The organism is Stenotrophomonas sp. MH181796, assembly GCF_009659995.1.
GTDB classification, from domain to species: Bacteria; Pseudomonadota; Gammaproteobacteria; order Xanthomonadales; family Xanthomonadaceae; genus Stenotrophomonas; species Stenotrophomonas riyadhensis.
Map to the genome: position 1 here is coordinate 519,040 of NZ_RAHU01000001.1, position 20,580 is coordinate 539,619.

The 20,580-nt window shown below is 66.8% G+C and carries 19 protein-coding genes; 3 read left to right on the forward strand and 16 right to left on the reverse strand.

Annotated elements, in window-relative coordinates; genetic code table 11:
* Positions 1-46: 46 nt before the first annotated feature.
* The 9 genes from D5301_RS02390 to rhlB form a co-directional block, all read right to left on the reverse strand.
* Entirely contained in the window at positions 47-379 is a 333-nt protein-coding gene (locus D5301_RS02390; RefSeq protein WP_014038700.1) for a DNA-binding transcriptional regulator, read from the reverse strand.
* Positions 363-746, reverse strand: a complete 384-nt coding sequence (locus D5301_RS02395; RefSeq protein ID WP_180847466.1) for a type II toxin-antitoxin system RelE/ParE family toxin — start codon at positions 744-746, stop codon at positions 363-365. The genes D5301_RS02390 and D5301_RS02395 overlap by 17 nt, the downstream gene beginning before the upstream one ends.
* Positions 747-922: 176 nt before the next feature.
* Positions 923-1,798, reverse strand: coding sequence for an RNA polymerase sigma factor RpoH (gene rpoH, locus D5301_RS02400; RefSeq protein ID WP_006473441.1), 876 nt, complete (start codon positions 1,796-1,798; stop codon positions 923-925).
* A gap of 278 nt (positions 1,799-2,076) precedes the next feature.
* A complete protein-coding gene (gene ung / locus D5301_RS02405; RefSeq protein WP_153854666.1) occupies positions 2,077-2,790 on the reverse strand; it encodes a uracil-DNA glycosylase in 714 nt (237 codons plus the stop codon).
* 9 nt (positions 2,791-2,799) lie between these two features.
* Positions 2,800-3,642, reverse strand: coding sequence for a response regulator (locus D5301_RS02410; RefSeq protein ID WP_005411271.1), 843 nt, complete (start codon positions 3,640-3,642; stop codon positions 2,800-2,802).
* Between the two features lie 7 nt (positions 3,643-3,649).
* Positions 3,650-4,597: a permease-like cell division protein FtsX gene (ftsX, locus tag D5301_RS02415; protein ID WP_153854667.1), complete on the reverse strand. Its 948-nt coding sequence runs from the start codon at positions 4,595-4,597 to the stop codon at positions 3,650-3,652.
* 3 nt (positions 4,598-4,600) lie between these two features.
* Positions 4,601-5,287, reverse strand: coding sequence for a cell division ATP-binding protein FtsE (gene ftsE / locus D5301_RS02420; protein WP_049424090.1), 687 nt, complete (start codon positions 5,285-5,287; stop codon positions 4,601-4,603).
* Positions 5,288-5,386: 99 nt separating this feature from the next.
* Entirely contained in the window at positions 5,387-6,079 is a 693-nt protein-coding gene (locus tag D5301_RS02425) for a class I SAM-dependent methyltransferase (RefSeq protein ID WP_248858376.1), read from the reverse strand.
* 259 nt (positions 6,080-6,338) lie between these two features.
* Positions 6,339-8,060, reverse strand: a complete 1,722-nt coding sequence (gene rhlB, locus D5301_RS02430; protein WP_110713943.1) for an ATP-dependent RNA helicase RhlB — start codon at positions 8,058-8,060, stop codon at positions 6,339-6,341.
* Positions 8,061-8,571: 511 nt separating this feature from the next.
* On the opposite strand from rhlB, the gene trxA reads away from it, so the two are divergent.
* The 3 genes from trxA to D5301_RS02445 all read left to right on the forward strand — a co-directional run bounded on the left by trxA (position 8,572) and on the right by D5301_RS02445 (position 12,667).
* Positions 8,572-8,901, forward strand: coding sequence for a thioredoxin TrxA (gene trxA / locus D5301_RS02435; RefSeq protein ID WP_088027548.1), 330 nt, complete (start codon positions 8,572-8,574; stop codon positions 8,899-8,901).
* Positions 8,902-9,130: 229 nt separating this feature from the next.
* Complete coding sequence (gene rho, locus D5301_RS02440; RefSeq protein WP_153854669.1) at positions 9,131-10,882, forward strand: transcription termination factor Rho; 1,752 nt, start codon at positions 9,131-9,133, stop codon at positions 10,880-10,882.
* A gap of 210 nt (positions 10,883-11,092) precedes the next feature.
* Positions 11,093-12,667, forward strand: a complete 1,575-nt coding sequence (locus tag D5301_RS02445) for a sensor domain-containing diguanylate cyclase (RefSeq protein WP_110713944.1) — start codon at positions 11,093-11,095, stop codon at positions 12,665-12,667.
* Positions 12,668-12,701: 34 nt separating this feature from the next.
* Here D5301_RS02445 and D5301_RS02450 read toward each other — a convergent pair whose 3' ends face one another.
* The 7 genes from D5301_RS02450 to D5301_RS02480 all read right to left on the reverse strand — a co-directional run bounded on the left by D5301_RS02450 (position 12,702) and on the right by D5301_RS02480 (position 20,396).
* Positions 12,702-13,592 (reverse strand): energy transducer TonB, encoded by an 891-nt coding sequence (locus D5301_RS02450; protein WP_153854670.1) that lies wholly within the window; start codon positions 13,590-13,592, stop codon positions 12,702-12,704.
* A 61-nt stretch (positions 13,593-13,653) separates the two neighbouring features.
* Complete coding sequence (aceK, locus tag D5301_RS02455) at positions 13,654-15,384, reverse strand: bifunctional isocitrate dehydrogenase kinase/phosphatase (RefSeq protein ID WP_153854671.1); 1,731 nt, start codon at positions 15,382-15,384, stop codon at positions 13,654-13,656.
* Positions 15,385-15,530: 146 nt separating this feature from the next.
* Entirely contained in the window at positions 15,531-15,890 is a 360-nt protein-coding gene (locus D5301_RS02460) for a hypothetical protein (RefSeq protein ID WP_180847468.1), read from the reverse strand.
* Between the two features lie 53 nt (positions 15,891-15,943).
* Complete coding sequence (locus D5301_RS02465) at positions 15,944-16,360, reverse strand: roadblock/LC7 domain-containing protein (protein WP_153854672.1); 417 nt, start codon at positions 16,358-16,360, stop codon at positions 15,944-15,946.
* Positions 16,353-16,901 (reverse strand): ATP/GTP-binding protein, encoded by a 549-nt coding sequence (locus tag D5301_RS02470; RefSeq protein ID WP_110713949.1) that lies wholly within the window; start codon positions 16,899-16,901, stop codon positions 16,353-16,355. The genes D5301_RS02465 and D5301_RS02470 overlap by 8 nt, the downstream gene beginning before the upstream one ends.
* The gene (locus tag D5301_RS02475; protein ID WP_153854673.1) at positions 16,894-17,865 is read right to left on the reverse strand and encodes a hypothetical protein; all 972 of its coding nucleotides are present in this window, start codon (positions 17,863-17,865) and stop codon (positions 16,894-16,896) included. The genes D5301_RS02470 and D5301_RS02475 overlap by 8 nt, the downstream gene beginning before the upstream one ends.
* Before the next feature lie 308 nt (positions 17,866-18,173).
* On the reverse strand, positions 18,174-20,396 hold the full coding sequence (locus D5301_RS02480; RefSeq protein ID WP_153854674.1) for an NADP-dependent isocitrate dehydrogenase: 2,223 nt from the start codon (positions 20,394-20,396) through the stop codon (positions 18,174-18,176).
* Positions 20,397-20,580 lie beyond the last annotated feature (184 nt).

Consider the following 20,580-nt stretch of genomic DNA (forward strand, 5'->3'; position numbering starts at 1 on the left):
TGAACACCTCGGAAAAGCAAAGGCCCGGCAGAACCGGGCCTTTGCTTTACAGGACTGCTTCGAGTCCCTTCCGATCAATCAGGTTCAGCAACTTCAGTGATGGTCCGCTGGGCTTCTTCTCGCCCTGTTCCCAGCTGCGTACGGTGGAAACGCTGGTATTGAGAACTCCAGCAAAGACCGGCTGACTGAGCTGTAATGACGCACGCAGGGCACGGATCTGGGCACTGCTGTATTCAGGGACCGGCTCAAGGCAAAGCGCTTCGTAGCTGCTCAACCGACGCTTATCGATGAAGCCATGTGCGTGCAGACTCACAGCCGCATCATGCACCGCCTCAAGAAGCGCACTTTTCGCGCGCCGTCGCTCAGGGGTCTTCGTCATGGCTGATCTCCTGTAGATCCCCGTACTGCACGGCACGATTCAGCTGCGCCGTACTCATTTTCAAGAACTCCGATGCGTACAGCTGCAGCGCATCGCGTTCCGCATTCGTGATTGCAGCACGTTCATTCTTCTCGTAGCCGAAAAGGAAGAACCAATGCCCGCCTCGCTGTGTGGCGACGATGGTTCGGACGCTCCCACGCTTTCCTCGCCCCGGCAAGGCAACGCGCTTCTTGAAGATTCCGCCGCCAAGATCAGCATCCACCAGACCCCCTTCCATTTCACGTACCGACCGGTACAGCGCAGCGTCGGACAGGGTGGTCCTGCGCATGCTGCGATTGAAACTTCGTGTGCGGAAGACGCGTGGCATGATCATACCGTGCCACTGCGTGGTACGGCGTGAACATCAGCATCCAGCACATGATCCGGTCGGCGCAATCACCGCTTTGGCGTCAGACTAGAGCCACGCCATGCGTGGATGAGAACGCCACCAAAAAGAAAAAGCCCGGCATTGCCGGGCCTTTCTTCAATCCAGCGCCACCCCGCTTACGCGGTGAACAGCGCCTTCATCTTCTTCAGCGCATTCGCTTCAACCTGGCGGATGCGCTCGGCCGACACGCCGTATTCGTCAGCCAGTTCCTGCAGCGTCACCTTGCTGTCCGCATCCAGCCAGCGACGGCGGATGATGTCGCGCGAGCGGGCGTCCAGCTCGGCCAGGCCTTCGCGCAGCAGCTGCATCTGGTTGTCTTCGCTGTCGGCACGTTCGTAGGCCATCGACGGGTCTTCGTCGTTGGCGACCAGGAACGCGGCCGGCGACGGCGGCGCGTGCTCGTTGTCCTCATCGGTCGGCGCATCGAAACCGATATCGCGACCTGACAGGCGCGACTCCATTTCCATGACCTCGCGCTCGGACACGTTCAGGTCCTTGGCCACCGCGCTCACTTCAGCCGCGTTCATCCAGCCCAGGCGCGTCTTCGACTTGCGCAGGTTGAAGAACAGCTTGCGCTGCGCCTTGGTGGTGGCGACCTTCACGATGCGCCAGTTCTTCAGGATGAACTCGTGCATCTCGGCACGGATCCAGTGCACGGCGAAGGAGACCAGGCGCACGCCCATGTCCGGGTCGAAGCGCTTGACCGCCTTCATCAGGCCGATGTTGCCTTCCTGGATCAGGTCACCCAGGGCAAGGCCGTAGCCGTTGTAACCGCGGGCCACGTGCACCACGAAGCGCAGGTGCGAATGCACCAGCTCGCGGGCGGCGTCCAGATCGTTGCCGTCGCGGAAGCGACGGGCCAGGTCCTGTTCGTCATCGACCGACAGCACCGGAATCTGGTGCACGGCACCGATGTAGGCGTCCAGCGAACCGAGCGCACTGGGAATCGGGAGATTGTTTGCCACAAGGGCAGTAGAGGTGTTCTGGCTCATAGGCACCCATCTTAGCAGTCCGGCATTTGGACTGCTAAAGGAGGAAAAAGTTCCAGCATCCCATTGATGCAACACTGGTCCCAAACAGAGCCCTACCGTAGCGCGATTTGATGACAGTGGCGAGCATGCTTTTCGGGATTCACAATCCCTTGGAATTCAAGCAATTACCTACTGGAAACCGGCCGATTCCGGTCAAGCGGAGCTGAACGGGCCTTCCGCAGGACCCATTCAGGCCCGGAAACGTTGCTCGGCGTTCAGCCCCGATCACCCGCCGGCGGTCAGAGCGCCGAGCGTGGCGGCAGCGACCAGTCGATCGGGGCCTGGCTGCGGCGCTGCAGGTACTCGTTGGCCATCGAGAAATGCCGGCAGCCGAGGAAGCCACGATGGGCCGACAGCGGCGACGGATGCGGCGACTTCAGCACGCGATGGCGGCGGGTATCAATGACCTTGCCCTTCTTCTGCGCGTACGCGCCCCAGAGCATGAACACCAGGCCGTCGCGTTCGCGGTTGAGCACATCCACCACGTGGTCGGTGAAACCTTCCCAGCCACGCCCCTGGTGGGCACCGGCCTGGCCCTCTTCCACCGTCAGCACGGCATTGAGCAGCAGCACACCGCGCTGCGCCCACGGGATCAGGCAGCCATGGTCCGGACGCGGGATACCGAGATCGCTCTCGATCTCCTTGTAGATGTTCAGCAGCGACGGCGGCACCGGCACTCCGGGCGCCACCGAGAAGCTCAGCCCATGCGCCTGACCGCGGCCGTGGTACGGGTCCTGGCCGAGGATCACCACCTTCACCTGCTCGAACGGCGTGGCATCGAACGCAGCGAAGATCTGCGGGCCGGGCGGGAACACCGCCGCACCGCTGGCCTTGCGCTGGCGCAGGAAGCTGGACAGCTCGCGCATCTGCGGCTGCATCAGGTAATCGCCGACATGCTGCTTCCAGCTCGGCTCGAGCTGGATCGTCGGGGTGCCGGCTACTTCATCAATCATCACGCCACTTCATCGAATCAGGGGTCCATCGTTCAACCGGGCCAGGCGCAGCTGGAACAGCACCTTGGTGACCAGCAGGCGCTCTTCGATCGGCTTGAGCACCAGGTCGTTGGCACCGGACTGCAGCAGCCCGGTCTGGTTGTGCGGGTTGCCATCGCCGGTCATCACCAGCACCGGCAGGCGGCGCTTGCCGTAGCCGAAGTCCACGCGCACGCGCTGCACCACGTCGCGACCGCTCAGTTCGCCCTTCAGGGTGACGTCGGTCAGCACCAGGTCGATGCGGTGGCGACTGCGGCCCAGCGACTCGGCAGTGAGCAGGGTGAACGCCTCTTCGGCGCTGACCACGTGCAGCACGTTCAACTGCTGGCGTTCCAGCATGCGCTTGGTAGCCTCGGCGACCACGCGGCTGTCCTCGATATAGAGGATGGTGGCGCCGGGAATGGTCTGCGGCTGCACGTAGCCGCGGATGAAGGTCGCCAGTGCCTCGTGGCCCAGCGCCTTGTCGAAATAGTCGGTGACGTACTCGGTGAAGCGGCGCTGCTCCAGATGCTGCTGGGCATCGCCGGAGACCACGATCACCGGCACATAGGCCTGGCCTGCGGCTTCGCGGACCATCCGCGCCAGTGCCAGGCCGTCGCCATCACGCAGGGTCAGCGAGGTGGTCACCAGATCCACCGGCCCCTGTGCCAGCGCCTGCTGTGCGTCCTCGATGCTGTCGCAGCCGATCACCTCCACGCCCGGCAGGTCACGCTGCAGGACGTCGGCGATCAGCTTGCGCACCAGCTTTGACCCATCGACCACCATCACCCGCGTCGCGGGCCCTTCAAGGTGCTTCAGCGCTTGCGGTTGCATGCCGGTCTCAGGTGTCGGTCGGGCGGGTCTGGCGAAGGAAATGGCCGGTCACCAGCCACGCGCCCAGCCAGCCCAGCAGCAGTGTGCCGAGCAGGACCAGGCTGCCATGCAGCAGGTCCAGGCCGTGCAGCACGAACGGGCTGCCGTAGCTGCGGGAGAGTTCGGCCAGCGGCACGCGCAGCGCGGCACCGGCGCCGCCGATCAGGGCCAGCGCCACCGCGCCGGCACCCAGGCCGTACCACGCGCCCAGGTACAGGAACGGGCGGCGGATGAAGCCATCGCTGGCCCCCAGCAGCTGCAGCACGCCGATTTCCTCGCGACGGGCCTGGATGTCCAAGCGCACGGTGTTGCCGACCACCAGCGCGGCGCCCACGCCGAGCAGCACCGACAGCACCTGCACCAGCCGCGCACCGAACGCCAGCCAGGCATCCAGGCGCTGGCGCCACAGCGCATCGTGCTGCACCAGGTCGGCCTCGGGCAGGCTTTCCAGCGCGCGCGCCAGGCGCGCGTCGTCCTTGCCCTGGCCGGGGGTGATCACCAGCAGCGAGGGCAGTGGATTGTCGTTGAGTGCGTCGATCGCCTCACCGAGGCCGGCATCGCGCAGTTCCTGCAGGCCCTGCTCGGGCGTGCGCACGTTCACTTCGGCCACGTCGTCGCGGTCGCGCAGCTGGCCCGCCAGGCGCAGCGCGCCGGGACCATCGACGTTGCCCTTCAGGAACACGTTGATGTCGCGCGACTGCTGCACGCTGCCAGCGAACTGCTTGAGGTTGTCCAGCGCGATCGACAGGCCCAGCGGCAGGGCCAGTGCCAGCGCCATGACCATCACCGTCAGCAGGGTCGCCCATGGCTTGCGGCAGGCGCGGCCCAGGCTGAACACCACGCTGTGCACGTGGTGCTGGAACCAGACGCCCACGCGCGACGGGGCGGCGGCTTCGCTGTTTTCGTTCTTCGCCATCGGTTACTCCGCCAGATCCTGCGGCGAGATGTCATCCACCAGCCGGCCGTGGTCGAGGATCAGCACGCGCTTGCGCATGCGGCGCAGCAGCGGCAGGTCGTGGCTGACCACCAGCACGCTGGTGCCGCGCGAGGGCAGCTCGGCGAACAAGGCCATGATCTCCGCCGCCAGGGTCGGGTCGAGGTTGCCGGTTGGTTCATCGGCCACCAGCAGCTTGGGCTCGCCGACGATCGCGCGGGCAATGCCGACGCGCTGCTGCTCGCCGGCCGACAGCTGCGAGGGCAGCGCCTTCTCGCGGTGGCCCAGGCCCATCCGTTCCAGCACCGAGCGCACGCGCTTGCTGATGTCGCCACGGCGGGTGCCGCGCAGGATCAGCGGCAGCGCCACGTTCTCGGCGATCGAGCGGTCCATCAGCAGGCGATGGTCCTGGTAGACCGCCCCCACTGCGCGCCGATGGCGCGGCACATCGCCGCCACGCACCTTCAGCAGGTTGCGCTCGTCGAACACCACCGCGCCGCGGCTTGGCCGCTCGTCCAGGTGGATCAACTTGAGCAGGGTGCTCTTGCCCGCACCGGAATGGCCGGTGACGAACAGCATCTCGCCCGGCGCGACCTCGAAGCTGACATCGGTCAGTGCCTCGTGGCCACCGGCGTACTGTTTGCTGACATTATCGAAGCGCAGGACACTCATGCCCCGATTATGCAGGAGCGGCGCCACCGATCGGTAGCGCCTGGCGTTGCCCGGCGGAATCTTCGATCTGCCACTGCGCCCGCCGGACCTCCCCGGGCGCTACCCTTCCCTGCGGGCGTGCAGGACCACCAACGCGTTGTTGTCGCGGTATTCATCCCAGAAGCCGGGAGGCCGGTCCTTGCATTCCGCCGCTGTCGGCACCGGCGCCTGCCACTGCAGCCCGGGCAGCCCCGCGCGGGCGGCCGCCTGCTCGTGCTGGTCCGCGCGCCATTGATGGTCGGTGACGCGGGCCACGGCCGCATCGGCGAACGCGACCTCGACCAGGTGATGATCATCCAGCGCCTGCTGCCGGACGATACGCGCGCCGTAACGCGAAAAGTCGCCCTTGGCCAACCGGAAGGCAGGATGGGTGACGATGCCCAGCAGCCGTCCGCCCGGTTTGAGGACGCTGGCTGCTGCCCGGTACATGCGCTCCAGTTCCTGCAGCGTATCGGCGTGGTTGAACAGCCAGACCGCCACGGCAACATCGAAGCGGGCCGGCATGTCCAGGCGGGTCGCGTCGCCGTGCAGGAACTGCATGGCGTCACCGCCCTGCGCGGAAAGCCGGCGCGCCTGTTCGATCATCGCGGCGGACAGATCGACGCCGAGGGCGCTACGGGCCCCGTGCAGCAGGAGGTGGCGGCCGAAATCACCGGAACCGCAGGCCAGATCGATGACATCCCGCCCCTGCAGTGGGCCGGCCAGCTCCAGCAGTGTCCGGCGTTCCAGCGGACGGGATGCAGAGGCCGCCACATGCTGCGCGTAATGCAGATCGAATGCGTCGTAACAGGGTATGGATGCCATCGCGTGACGCCTCCGGATGCGGGAGGCGTCAGCTTGGATGGAAGCCGGCGGGCGCGGCCAGAGTCAGATGCGACAAGGTTGCGTGGCCGGCGCCTGCGCGGCATGCCGGTCCCGGCCAGCGGCCGGCACTACCATGCCTCGTGAGGCTGTAGAGCCGAGCATGGGCTCGGCTCGGTGCGGACCAAGGTCCGCACCCACCCGCGGTGGCTTAGTTGCCCGACAGCATCCGGCGGATCTTGCGGCCGATGCGGGTCAGGAACGAATCACCGGTATCGGCCGCGGTGCGCACCGGCTTGGCCACCACCTGCACCGGGGTGACCGGGCTGGCGCCATTGCCGGCCGTGGCCTGCACGCCTTCGGCACCTTCGACCGGACGGCCGTGGCGACGACGACGACGCTTGCGCGGCTTGCGCTCGCCATCCACCGCACCTTCCGGCGCACCTTCGGCACGCGGCGGACGCGGCGGGCGCGGAGCCTGGGCGACAGCGGCTTCAGCACCTTCCACCGGAGCGGCCGCAGCCTGCTCGCCTTCCACGCGCGGCTTGCGCGGGCCACGCGAACGGCGCTCGCCGCTGCGCTCACCGTCGCGACGCTCACCGCGGCCACCGCTGGAGCGGCCACCACTGCGGCCACCGCCACGACGCTCTTCCTCGGCGGCGCGGGCTTCGCGCGCTTCCCGGAAGATCTGGCCAACGCTCTCGTTCTCTTCGCCGTCCTCGCCTGCGGCCGGGGCCGGGCGTTCCGGGCGCGGCAGCGCGGTCAGCAGCTCCTTGGTGACCGGCTCGGACGGAATCTTCTGCTCGATGTAGGCCTCGATGTCCGGCAGGCTCATCGCATAGCGTTCGCAGGCGAAGCTGATCGCATCGCCTTCCTCGCCCAGGCGGGCGGTACGGCCGATGCGGTGCACGTAGTCTTCGGCGTCGAACGGCAGGTCGTAGTTGTAGACGTACTTGATGCCGTCGATGTGCAGGCCGCGCGCGGCCACGTCGGTGGCCACCAGGATTTCCAGCTGGCCCTTCTGGAAGCGGTTGAGCAGGCTCTCACGCTTCTTCTGCGGCACGTCGCCGGACAGCACGCCGACGCGGTAGCCGGCCTTTTCCAGCGAACGGGCGACGCGCTCGACGAACACCTTGGTGTTGACGAACACCATGGTGCGGGCGCCTTCGCTGCGCGACAGCAGGCCCAGCAGCAGCGGGATCTTCTCTTCGTCGGCCGGGAAATACAGCTTCTGGCGCACGCGTGCGGCAGTGACCGTCTCGGCTTCGACCACCAGCTTCTGCGGCTCGTTCATGTGCTCGTAGGCCAGCTCCAGCACGCGGTGGCTGAGGGTGGCGCTGAACAGCAGGGTCTGGCGGGTGGTGCGCTCCGGCATGCGGCGCAGCAGGAAGCGGATGTCCTTGATGAAGCCGAGGTCGAACATGCGGTCGGCTTCGTCCAGCACGCAGATCTCGCAGGCATGCAGCGAAACCACCTTGTGCTGCTTCACGTAATCGATCAGGCGGCCCGGGGTGGCGATGATCACGTCCACGCCCTGCTGCAGGATCTCGCGCTGCTTGTCGTAGTCGACACCGCCATAGACCAGCGCGAAGCGCAGGCCCAGGTCGGAACCGAACTTCACCGCGTCCTTGTGGATCTGGATGGCCAGTTCGCGGGTCGGGGCGAGGATCAGCGCGCGCGGGTCTTCCGGCTTGCGGTCGGCCAGCGCCGGCTTGCTCAGCAGGCGGTTCACGACCGCGACCAGGAAGGCCAGGGTCTTGCCGGTGCCGGTCTGGGCCTGGCCGGCAACATCACCGCCGGCCAGCGCGACCGGCAGGGTCAGCGCCTGGATCGGGGTGCAGCGGGTGAATCCGGCTCCTTCAAGGCCGGCCTGCAGGGCCGGATGCAGCTCGAAGGAGGAGAAGGTCAAATCGGTCAGCGGTTTGTCGCTCATGAGTCCGTCTTGGTATGGCCGCCGGCCCGTAAGGCGGCTGGCACTTCATCGTCTAGGGGCACCGTCGCAAACTGCGGCCCCTGCGGCGGGTTGGCAGGCTGGGACCACCGGGTCCGCGCGCCGCACAATGCCCCAGTTTAACGCACTCGGGCGGGCAAACCGGAATGAGCCGTCTCAAAGATACGAGAGACGCTCGACCTTCACCCAGCAACACCGGACTTGAACGGTCCTTCCAGAGGCGCTGGTGTCGCCCACTGCCAGCCCCATGTACAGGAAGACAGTGAAATCCGACACATACCGGCCATCGAAGCGATCACGATACGCTGGGTTCCAGCCGGCGCCTGTCCCTGCCCTGCGATAGGGGTACACTGCCGGCCGTGAGCGTCCAGGCATCCCGCCGAACGCACCGCGGCAGTGCGCCGCGAGGCAACGACGAGGGTCGCGCCACCGGGCATGGCCCAGTTCACCCACCTCCGGCATGACCGGGTGCAATCCAAGACGAGAAACCAAGATGAGCGACAAGGTTGTACATGTCGGCGACGCCGACTTTGATAGCGCAGTGCTGAATTCCAAGGAACCGGTGCTGGTCGATTTCTGGGCCGAGTGGTGTGGCCCGTGCAAGATGATCGCCCCGGCGCTGGACGAGCTGGCCGATGCCTACCAGGGCCGCGCCAAGATCGCCAAGGTCAACGTCGACCACAACCGTGCGCTGGCCGCCAAGTACCACGTGCGTTCGATTCCGTACCTGGTCGTGTTCAAGGATGGCGAGAAGGTCGCCGAGCAGATCGGTGCGGTGGGCAAGGCCCAGCTGGCCGGCCTGCTGGACAAGGCCCTGGCCTGATCCCGCTGTTCCCCGGCAGCCGTCGACCACGGCTGCCGGTGGGGCGCCCCGCGCCCATGATGAATGCTGTTCCCGGTGACCCTTGCATGGCGCCGCGGGCCGATGATAGTGTCGGCATATCCGGCCGCGTTCGCGTGCCGCACCCTCTGGACGCAGTTTCTTCCAGACCCATTCCCAACGTTCGCCGCCCCAGCCGGGCGCTCGCACCTTCAAGCGAGGAATAACGCTCTTGTCCGATAACACTTCCGAAACCGGCAGCGCCGATGCGCCCGCCGAAAAGCGCGTGCGCAAGCCCCGCGTGAGCAAGGCCGCCGCTCCGGCAGCCGCCGAAACCAGCGCCGCTCCGGCGCAGCCGACCCTGCCGCTGGCCGCCGCGGCCGAAGCGCCGGCATCGGCCGCCGCCGCCCCCGCACCGAGCGCGCCCGCCGCCGAGGCCCCTGCCAGCAGTGGCGGCGGCGAAGGTGGTGAGGGTCGCGAATCCGGCCAGCCGCGCCAGCAGAACCACCAGGGGGGCGGCCAGAACCAGGGCCAGAACCCGTACAACCAGAACGGCCAGCAGGGCCAGGGGCAAGGTCAGGGCAATCGCCGCGACCGCTTCCGCAACCGCCGCGACCGTGACCGCAACAACCGCTTCCGCGACGATGGCCTGCCCAACGACGGCGGCGAGCAGCAGCCGTTCGTGCCGCGCCCGCACGCCAACGTGCCCGAGGGCTTCCCGGTCTACTCGCTGAGCGACCTCAAGCGGATGCCGGCGCAGAAGCTGCTGGAAATCGCCGAGCAGCTGCAGATCTCCGAAGGCGTGGCACGCGCCCGCAAGCAGGATGTGATCTTCGCCCTGCTGAAGGTACTGACCCGCCACGGTGACGGCGTCGCCGCCGACGGCGTGCTGGAAATCCTGCCGGACGGCTTCGGCTTCCTGCGCGCGGCCGAAGCCAGCTACCTGGCCGGCCCGGACGATACCTACATCTCGCCCAGCCAGATCCGCCGCTTCAACCTGCGCACCGGCGACCATATCTCCGGCCGCATCCGCTTCCCGAAGGACGGCGAGCGCTACTTCGCGCTGAACATCGTCGACACCATCAACGGCGAGCCGATCGAAGCGTCGAAGAACAAGGTGCTGTTCGAGAACCTGACCGCCCTGTTCCCGCGCCGCCGCTTCACCCTGGAGCGCGGCAACGGTTCGTCGGAAGACATCACCGGCCGCATCCTCGACCTGATGGCGCCGCAGGGCAAGGGCCAGCGCTCGCTCATCGTGTCGCAGCCGAAGGCCGGCAAGACGATGATGATGCAGCAGGTCGCCACCGCCATCACCACCAACCACCCGGACGTGCACCTGATCGTGCTGCTGATCGACGAGCGCCCGGAAGAAGTGACCGAAATGCAGCGCACCGTGCGCGGCGAGGTCATCAGCTCGACCTTCGACGAACCGGCCGCGCGCCACGTGCAGGTGGCCGAAATGGTCATCGAGCGCGCCAAGCGCCTGGTCGAGCACAAGAAGGACGTGGTCATCCTGCTCGACTCGATCACCCGCCTGGCCCGTGCCTACAACAACGTGGTGCCGAGCTCGGGCAAGGTGCTGACCGGTGGTGTGGACGCCAACGCCCTGCATCGCCCGAAGCGCTTCTTCGGTGCCGCGCGCAACGTGGAAGAAGGCGGCAGCCTGACCATCATCGCCACCGCACTGGTCGACACCGGTTCGAAGATGGACGAGGTGATCTACGAAGAGTTCAAGGGCACCGGCAACAGCGAAGTGCACCTGAGCCGCCGCATCGCTGAAAAGCGTGTGTTCCCGGCCATCGACATCAACCGTTCCGGCACCCGCCGCGAAGACCTGCTGATCGAACCGGAACTGCTGCAGAAGATCTGGATCCTGCGCAAGCTGCTGCATCCGATGGATGAAATGGCCGCGATGGAGTTCCTGCTGGACAAGATGAAGAACACCAAGTCCAACGACGAGTTCTTCGGTTCGATGAAGCGCTGAGCCCCGGCGCTGCATCGGAAGAAACCTGCCGCTCGCTGCGGCAGGTTTTTTTTTGCCTGCAGGGCGACGCACTTCACTTCGCTGGCGCCCGCTTTTGGCGATAATCCGCGCGATACCCTGCCCGGCCCCCGTGGGCCCGGCCACCGATTCCCGCTGTCGCCCCTTCCGGAGAACCGGTCGGGTCCAGCCTCCTGCCGGATCCGTCGACGCATGCGAACGCTGTCCCCCCGCCTCAACCTGGGCAAGCTGATCCTCGCCCTGGCCCTGCTCAGCGCCATCATCGCGCTGGCCAACACCCTGCTGGCCAGCTACCGGGTGCAGCGCGACCAGCTGGTCGGCAATACCCTGGAAGCCAACCGCGTCTACGCCACCAAGCTGGCCGAGACCACCCAGAACTTCCTGCTGGCCGCGCAGCAGCAGCTGGCCTATGCAGCCACCCGGCTAGGCCAGGGCGACCTTGATCCGAAGCAGGCCCAGGACGAAGCCAGCCGCCTGCAGTTGCAGTCCAGCAGCTTCAACTCCTCGCTGGTGGTGGATGCCGATGGCCTGGTGATCGCCACCTCGCCGCAGACCCTGCAGCTGCAGGGTGAGGTGCTGCACAGTGTCGGCAACAATGCGGCACTGGCCGCGCGCCAGCCGATGATCAGCGATCCGTACCAATCGGCCACCGGCAAGCTGCTGGTCTCGCTGTCGCACCCGATCTTCGACCGCCAGGGCCGCTATCGCGGCTATGTCAGCGGCACCCTGTACCTGCGCCAGCGCAGCGCCCTGCATACGCTGCTGGGCAAGCACTACTACCGCGACGGCTCCTACCTGTACGTGGTCGACCGCCATGGCCGCCTGCTGTACCACGCCGACGGCAAGCGGGTTGGCGACTACGTGGTTGGCAACCCCGCGGTGAAGGCCGTTGTGCGGGGCGAGCGCGGCGCGCAGCAGGTGCGCAACAACCGCGGCGTGTCGATGCTGGCTGGCTACGCACCGGTCGCAGCCACCGGCTGGGGCATCATCGCCCAGCGCCCGACCGAGGCCACGCTGCAGCCGCTGTCGCGGCTGATGACGGCGGTGATCTGGAACGCGATTCCGCTCGGCCTGCTGTCGCTGCTGGTCACCTGGTGGTTCGCGCGCCGCATCTCGATGCCACTGTGGCAGCTGGCACGCAATGTTCAGGGCGGCGAGGACACCGGCAACGCCATCAACCATGTCAGCGGCATCCGCGCCTGGTACTTCGAGGTCGCCCAGCTCAAGCAGGCGGTGCTGCACAGCTTCAATGCCCTGCAGGATCGCATCGGCACGCTCAACCGTGCCAGCCGTACCGACCCGCTGACCGGCCTGTTCAACCGCCGCGGACTGCAGCAGGCGCTCGACGCGCTGCAGGTGCAGGGCATCCCGTTCGCGATCCTGGCGCTGGACATCGATCGCTTCAAGTCGATCAACGACAGCCATGGGCATGACGTCGGCGACAACGCCATCGTCCATATCGCCGACCAGATGCGTCGCTACTCGCGCGACAGCGACATCCTCTGCCGCGCCGGTGGCGAGGAATTCCTGCTGCTGCTGCCGGGCATCAGTACTGAATCGGCGCGCCAGGCCGGCGAACGCCTGCGCCAGCACATCGCCGACCATCCGTTCGAACCGGTCGGCACCATCACCGTATCGCTGGGCGTGGCCCACTTCCCCAGCTTCCATGTCGACGCAGAACAGGCGCTGCGGCTGGCCGACAAGGCGCTGTACATGGCCAAGGAACAGGGCCGCAACCGGGTGGTGGTCTACCCGTATGCGGACTGACGCGGAGCCGGATTGCCCGGCTCCGCTCCCACAATCAGCCCTGTTCCAGCGGGGTCAACAGGCGCACGCCGCGCTTGGCGCCATCGACCATGTACACCCCACCCTCCGGCAGCAGGTCGCTGCCGGCCTGCTCGATCGACCGGCGTTCGCGCCACGGCGCAGCCTGGCGGGGCCCGGGGATGAAGGCGCGCCAGCGGCCATAGCGTTCCTGCCCTGCGTTGCGGTCATTGCCCAGGGCGAAGCTCACCGGGATGCGTACCGTCCAGCTGTCGTGTGTGCTGCTTTCGCCGGTGGTCGGTGGGTTGAAGGTCCAGCTGCGGGCGCTGCTGATACTGGCCTTGGCCAGGATGTCGCGCATCTTGGCCATGGCCCGTTCCGGGCCGACCACGGCCATGTTCACCTGCTCGGCGATGACATCGGCCACCGTGCCGTCACGCGCCACCTTGACCATCAGCAGCACTTCACCCTGCGCACCATTCCGATAGGCGTCTTCCGGATAGCGCGGCGGGGCCATCTGCTTCCGGGTCACCGAATCGGTAGCCTTCGGATCATACTCACTGAAATCGACACTGGTCATGCTGACCTGGTAGCCACCATCGGCCATCTGCGTCCCCCTCAGCCGCACCCGCATCGGGGCGCGTGCAGCCACTGCCTTGCCATCGCGCAGCGTGGGTTCGAAGCGCCAGCCGCCGATCGTGCCTTCCACGAAGGAGGCGATGCTTGGAGTCAAGGCCGATTTCTGGTCCAGTACCAGCGAGCTGACCTCACCCTCAGGCGTGATCTCGATATGGCCGGACAGCACCATGCTCATTTCCGCGGTGGCACGCACCGCACGCGCGGTCTGTGCACTGGCCTCGCCAGCAAGCAACGGGGTGCCGGCACCTACGGCCAGCGCGAGAGCGAGAAACAGAGGGGAACGCATCATTGCCGGATCCTTGGTGATGAACGGCGAGCGTACCCCAGTCCCAGCCGCCATGACAGCCGCCTCAGGCCAACCGGTGCACACCCGCATAAGGGGGCGTATCCGGATAGTCACCGCGGGCGAAGCGTTCCTGCAGGCCCTGCCACCAACCCGGGTCGAACAGGTGCCGGTAGTGCTCGCGCACTGCGGCCAGTTCACCTGCCGGCAGGCCCATGAACGGGCCGAAGCGCTCCGGGAACACATCACGCGGGCCGACATGGAACCAGGGCTCGTCGGCCATCGCTTCCTCAGGCGTGCGTGGCTGCGGCCACGCGCGGAACACGCAGTCGCTGACCAGGCACAGCTCGTCATAGTCGTAGAACACGGCCCGGCCATGCCGCGATACGCCGAAGTTCTTCGGCAGCATGTCGCCAGGGAAGATGTTGTTGCGCGCCATGTCGGTGATGGCCTGCGCGTAGTCGAGCACCGCCGCGCGCACGGCCTCGCCTCCCTGCTCGCGCAGGTACAGGTTCAAGGGGCGGAAGCGGCGCTGCACATAGCACAGTGCGACTTCAACCTCATCGCCATCGATGCGTACGCTCTGCGCGCATTGCTGCAGCAGCTCTTCCAGCAAGGCCGGTGCGAAGCGGTCGCTTGGAAAGCGCAGATGACGATAGGGCTGTGCATCGAGCAGGCGGCCGACACGGTCCAGGTTGAACACCAGCGCGTATTTCTCTTCCACCTGCTGGCGCGACATCGACTTCGGCCACGCGAAGCGGTCGCGGATCAGCTTGAACACCAGCGGGTAACTGGGCAGGGTGAACACCGCCATGACCATGCCCGGTGTGCCCTCTGCATGCACCAGCCGCTCCTGCGGGTGCTCGTTGAAATGACGGAAGAAGGTGCGGTAGCGCTCGGTCTTGCCCTGCTTGGCACGGCCCAGCACCGTGTAGATCTCGTCGATGGGCTTGCCCGGCAGCAGGCTGCGCAGGAACACCACGGCGTCGCCCACCGTGCCCAGGTCAGCCTGGAAGTAGCTGCGGGAGACGCCGAACAGGTGAGCAACATCACGGCGCCGGGTCAGCACTGCATCGGCACGCAGGCCGCGCTCGTCGTTGACCAGGGCGATCACGCACGGCGAGAAGCGGTGCTCGCCGAACACGCGTCCGACCAGGTAGGCGCGACGCTCGCGGTAGAACACGGTGTCGAGCAGCTCGATGCTGCGTACCGGCGTGTCCCCCCAATGGGCAAGGTCGTCCTGCAGGCGCACGGCAATGGTCGCCGCGCAGCGCAGCTGGTGCGCATAGGGGATGTCGAAGCGATAGTCGGCCAGCACCCGCTGCAACGCCTCCACCGGCCGCGTCGGCGAGACGGCATAGGTATGCCGTGCCACGGGATGGGTGATTGCATCGGAAGGTTCGACATCGAAGGCGATGAACTCCAGCGCCGGGTCCACGCCCCGGGTGGCGAACAGGCGCCGCGACAGCGTGTTGTAGAAGGTCTTGTACAGCTCGGCGTCGATCAGCCCCTGCAGCAGCGCGCTGTAGCAGGCATGCACCTGCAGCCACAGCGCGCGCTCGCCGATCGCGTCACCGGCGAGGCGACGCAACGCATCCATCTGCTCGGCGATGCACAGGTCATACAGGGCGATGCGCTCGACCGCATCCTGGCGTGCCGCTGCCCAGTCGCGCTGCTCGAAACGCAGCCGCGCACGGGCGGTGATTGCCGCAAAGCGGGCGTGGTACTGCTCAAAACCATCGCGGATGGCGCCGGCGATACGCGGCGCCAGTTCGGCAGCGATGTCAGGCTCGGACATGCACGGCTCACCGGGGAGGACCGGCTTTACCATACGCTGGCGTGTGTGATGCCGTCGAGCGCAGAGGTAGTGCCGGCCGCTGGCCGGCAGCCCCTGGACCGCCGGTGGATCCATGCAGATGCCGGCCAGCGGCCGGCACTACCGGCTCAGATCGCCAGTTCGGCCTCTACGTCCTGCACCTTGCGCCGGGCCAGCGCCAGGTTGGACTTGGTACGGTCCAGCACGAGGTAGAAGAACAGGCCCTTCTTCTTCGCCACCGGGCGCATGATGTGGTACGCCTTGCCCAGCGAGATCAGGATGTCCTCGATGCTGTCGTTGAGGTTCAGCGACGCGGCGGTCTTCATCTTGGCTCGGATCACTTCGGTGTTGCCGGCGGCGGCCACTTCCATGTCCATGCCGGCACCGGCTTCGCCCAGCAGCATGCCGCTTTCGTAGTCGACCAGCGCCACTGCCTGCGCGCCGTCGATGCCCATCAGTGCATTCAACGATTCATTCAATCCAGCCACGTCGCACCCCTTGTCGATGTTGGTTCGAGCCCCTCGTTCCCCTGCGGCCGGGCTCACGATCCGCCGAGTTCGGCCAGGATCGCCTGGCCACATTCCCTGCTCTGCCACAGCACCTGGCCGATCACGCTGCGCTGGTCGCAGGCCGCCATCAGCAGCAGCGGTGCGCGCCCTTCAGCCAGGATCGCCAGCATCAGCACCTTGCCGCCCGCAGCCTCCAGCATCAGCGTCTGCAGATCGCCCAGCACCAGTTCGCGGCCCACCGCCGCGGCCAGTGCCAGCATCGCGCTGGTCATCGCTGCCAGTCGTTCGCCACGCCCATCGGCGCCGGCACTGACCAGGGCAAAGCCATCGACGCTGGCCAGCACTACCGTACGCACGCCTTCGACGCGCTGCTGCAGGTCCTGCAGCAAGGGCTGCAGGCGCTCACGCTGGCCGGCATCGGGCAGGACTGCCGCCTGCCCGTCAGCCATGTGCCGCCACCAGCGCGTGCGCTTCCATTTCGCTCATCAACACATCCATCAGCAGCAGCCCCTGTTCGCGGTCGCGGGCGTCCACCGCCAGCAGCGGTAGTGGTTGGTCGTCGAGGCAGGCGCGCGTGGCCCAGTCATCCAGCGCGGCGCGTGGCGCCTGGTCGAGATGGGTCACCGCCACCACCAGCGCCAATGACGATGCGAACGGCTGCAGCACCTGCAGGTAGTCCTCCAGCTCGCTGGCCAGCCCGGCACGACGCGCATCCAGCAGCAGCACCGCACCACGTGCCCCCTGCAGCAGGATCGGCCACAGGAAATCGAAGCGCTGCTGGCCAGGTGTGCCGTAGAGACGCAGGCGTTCGCCGTTGGGCAGGTCGATGTCTGCGTAGTCCAGCGCCACGGTGGTGGACGCCTTGTCGGCGCCGAGGCGGTCACTGTTGGCCACATCGGTGTCGATCACCGCGCCCGCTGCGATGCTGCGCACCAGGGTCGACTTGCCGCTGCCCATGCCACCCAGCACCACCACCTTGTGCTCACGCATTGCGTTCGCTCCCGCGCAGGTGCCGCCACAGGCGGGCAAGCAGGCCGTTGTCGGTGCCCGTGCCGCTGCCACGTCCTGCCGCCATCGGGGCCACCGGGGCGCTCTGCAACTGCGCGTAGCCGCACAGGTAGGCGGCATGGATGAAATCGCGCACCGCCGCAGCCGGCAACTCAAGCAGCATCGCGCACTCGTCAACCGTGCACGCGCGCTTGAGCAGCAGCGAACACAGGCGGAAGCCATCATGGTCGTGGCCCAGTACGCGGAAGTCCGGCCAGCGCAGCAGCTTCACTGAGGCGCCACGCAGGCGTTCGTCCAATGCCTGCCAATGGCGGCTGCGCTGTGCCCACTGCCACAGCAGCGGTCGCAGTGGTTGGCGTGGCCGCTCGCCGGCCAGCGCCTGCAGGCGTGCCGGCGTCAGCGCATCCAGTTGCAGGCGTTCGAAGGCATCGGCCAAACGCTCCACCAGCGCCGCAGCCGGTTCCTGCAGCAGCACGGCCTGGTCGTGCTCCAGATCCATCAGCAGCAGAGGCTCGCCCGCATCACTCAACAGTGCCTGGCCCTGTCGCAGCGGCAGCCGCTCGCGCAGCAGACGGGTGATGGCATGCGCACCATCAGCCAGACGGATCGGTGCGGCTGCGTGCATGGCCATGGGCTCCACTGCCAACTGCATGCCGCGCAATGCACGGCCGATGGCACTGTCATCAAGTACATCCTGGTGCCCATCACCGTCGCGCAGCTGGCCTCCCAGGTCCTCGATCCAGCACTGCAGTCGCGGACGCTGCTGGCGCATGCGCAGGGCCGCGTTGCGCAGCGCCGGCGTATCGCGGATGACCAGCAGATCGCAATCATCCAGGTCCTGGCTGCGGCGGATCTGGCCGTCCGGCAGGGCCGATGCCACGCGCAGCCGCTGCAGCAGGGCCTGCTCGCCCTGGATGTCGGTTCCCACTACCAGCACGCGTGCCATCCGTGTTCCCCGTGCGGCCACCTCCCCGGTGGCCTCGCGTCGCCAAGGCTAGGGCATCGCCAGCGGCAGCCGTCGTGATCGACTGCTCAGATCGAGGGCGGCTGCAGATCCGCTCATATCGGTTCTGCGACGGCCATCGCGGGCAAGTTTCATGCCCCTTTGACGGCATTCCGACAGCCGACGGAAGTCGCGGTTTCATCGCCTGGGGTCAGATCCCTTTTGCATGGCGAAGGGGATCTGACCCCAGAGCCAAAAAAGAAACCCGCGCCGAAGCGCGGGTTCCGGTGTCACGACAGAATGGCGATGGATCAGCCGCGCAGCTGCTCCAGCGCGGCGTTGAAGGTCGCGCTCGGGCGCATCGCCTTGCTGGCCTTGGCCACGTCCGGGCGGTAGTAGCCGCCGATGTCCACGGCCTTGCCCTGCACCGCGATCAGTTCTTCAACGATCTTCTGCTCGTTGTCGGTCAGCGCCTTGGCCAGCGGCGCGAAGCGTGCCTTCAGTGCAGCATCTTCATTCTGCGCGGCCAGGGCCTGGGCCCAGTACAGCGCGATGTAGAAGTGGCTGCCGCGGTTGTCGATGCCACCCAGCTTGCGCGACGGCGACTTGTCGTTGTCCAGGAACTGGCCGTTGGCTTCGTCCAGCGCCTTGGCCAGCACGCGGGCTGCGGCGTTGTCGTAGCGGTTGCCCAAGTGTTCCAGCGACGCTGCCAGGGCCAAGAACTCACCCAGCGAATCCCAACGCAGGTAGTCCTCTTCAACGAACTGCTGCACGTGCTTCGGAGCCGAACCACCAGCACCGGTCTCGAACAGGCCGCCACCGGCCATCAGCGGCACGATCGACAGCATCTTGGCGCTGGTGCCCAGCTCCATGATCGGGAACAGGTCGGTCAGGTAGTCGCGCAGCACGTTGCCGGTCACCGAGATGGTGTCCTCGCCCTTGCGGATGCGGTCCAGCGAGAACGCGGTGGCTTCCACCGGCGGCAGGATGCGGATGTCCAGGCCGTTGGTGTCGTGGTCCTTCAGGTACTGCTCGACCTTGGCGATGACCTGCGCGTCGTGGGCGCGGGCGGCATCCAGCCAGAACACGGCCGGGGTGCTGCTCAGGCGGGCGCGTTCGACGGCCAGCTTCACCCAGTCCTGGATCGGCGCGTCCTTGGTCTGGCACATGCGCCAGATGTCACCGGCCTCCACGGCGTGCTCGAACACCACGGTGCCGGCGTCGTCGGTGACCTTGACCACGCCATCGGCAGCGATCTGGAAAGTCTTGTCGTGCGAGCCGTACTCTTCGGCCTTCTGCGCCATCAGGCCGACGTTCGGCACCGAACCCATGGTGGCCGGATCGAAGGCGCCGTGCGCCTTGCAGTCGTCGATGACGGCCTGGTACACGCCGGCGTAGCAGCGGTCCGGAATGACCGCCTTGGTGTCCTGCAGCTTGCCTTCGGCGTTCCACATCTTGCCGGAGTCGCGGATCATCGCCGGCATCGAGGCGTCGACGATCACGTCGCTCGGCACGTGCAGGTTGGTGATGCCCTTGTCCGAGTTGACCATGGCCACGCCCGGGCGCTGCGCGTACTCGGCAGCCAGGTCGGCTTCGATCGCCGCACGGGTGGCTTCAGGCAGCGACGGCAGGCGCGCAGCCAGGTCACCGATGCCGTTGTTGGCATCGAAACCCGCCTGCTTGAGCACGTCGGCATGCTTGGCCAGCACGTCCTTGTAGAACTCGTTGACCGCCACGCCGAACATGATCGGATCGGAGACCTTCATCATGGTCGCCTTCAGGTGCAGCGAGAACAGCACGCCCTGGGCCTTGGCATCGGCGATCTGCTCGCCGATGAAGGCGGCCAGTGCCTTGCGGCTCATGACGGCGGCGTCGACGATCTCACCCGCCTTCACTGCGGTCTTTTCCTTCAGCACGACGGTGCTGCCGTCCTTGCCGTGGAAGGTGATCTTCAGTGAACCGGCGTTGGCCAGGGTGGCCGACTTTTCGCTGCCGTAGAAATCACCGGCGGCCATGTGCGCGACGTGCGACTTCGAATCCGACGCCCAGGCGCCCATGCGGTGCGGATGCTTGCGCGCATAGTTCTTCACCGACAGCGGTGCGCGGCGGTCGGAGTTGCCTTCGCGCAGCACCGGGTTCACCGCGCTGCCCTTGACCTTGTCATAGCGCGCCTTGTAGTCGCGCTGCTGGTCGTCAGCCGGGGTTTCCGGGTAATCCGGCAGCGGATAGCCCTGGTCCTGCAGTTCCTTGATGGCCGCCTTCAGCTGCGGCACCGAGGCGGAGATGTTCGGCAGCTTGATGATGTTGGCGTCCGGGGTGGTCGCCAGCTGGCCCAGCTCGGCCAGGTCGTCGCTGACCTTCTGCGCGTCGCTGAGCAGTTCCGGGAACAGCGACAGGATGCGGCCGGACAGCGAGATGTCACGGGTTTCCACCACGATGCCGGCAGTGGCGGTGTAGGCACCAACGATCGGCAGCAGCGACTGGGTGGCCAGGAACGGTGCTTCGTCGGTCAGCGTGTAGAGGATCTTGGACATGGGGGACTTGGACTCTGTAGCAATGCTCAGGGGAAGGCCGGCACCAGCGCCGGGCCACGTGCAACCGTGTCGCGCGCGGGGCCGGGCCCCACGCTTTCCCCCGTCGCCGTCAGGGTGGGCGCGCGGCGGGGAAACCCCTGCATTGTCGCGTTTTCAGCCGCGCGGGGCAAAGCCACGCCATACG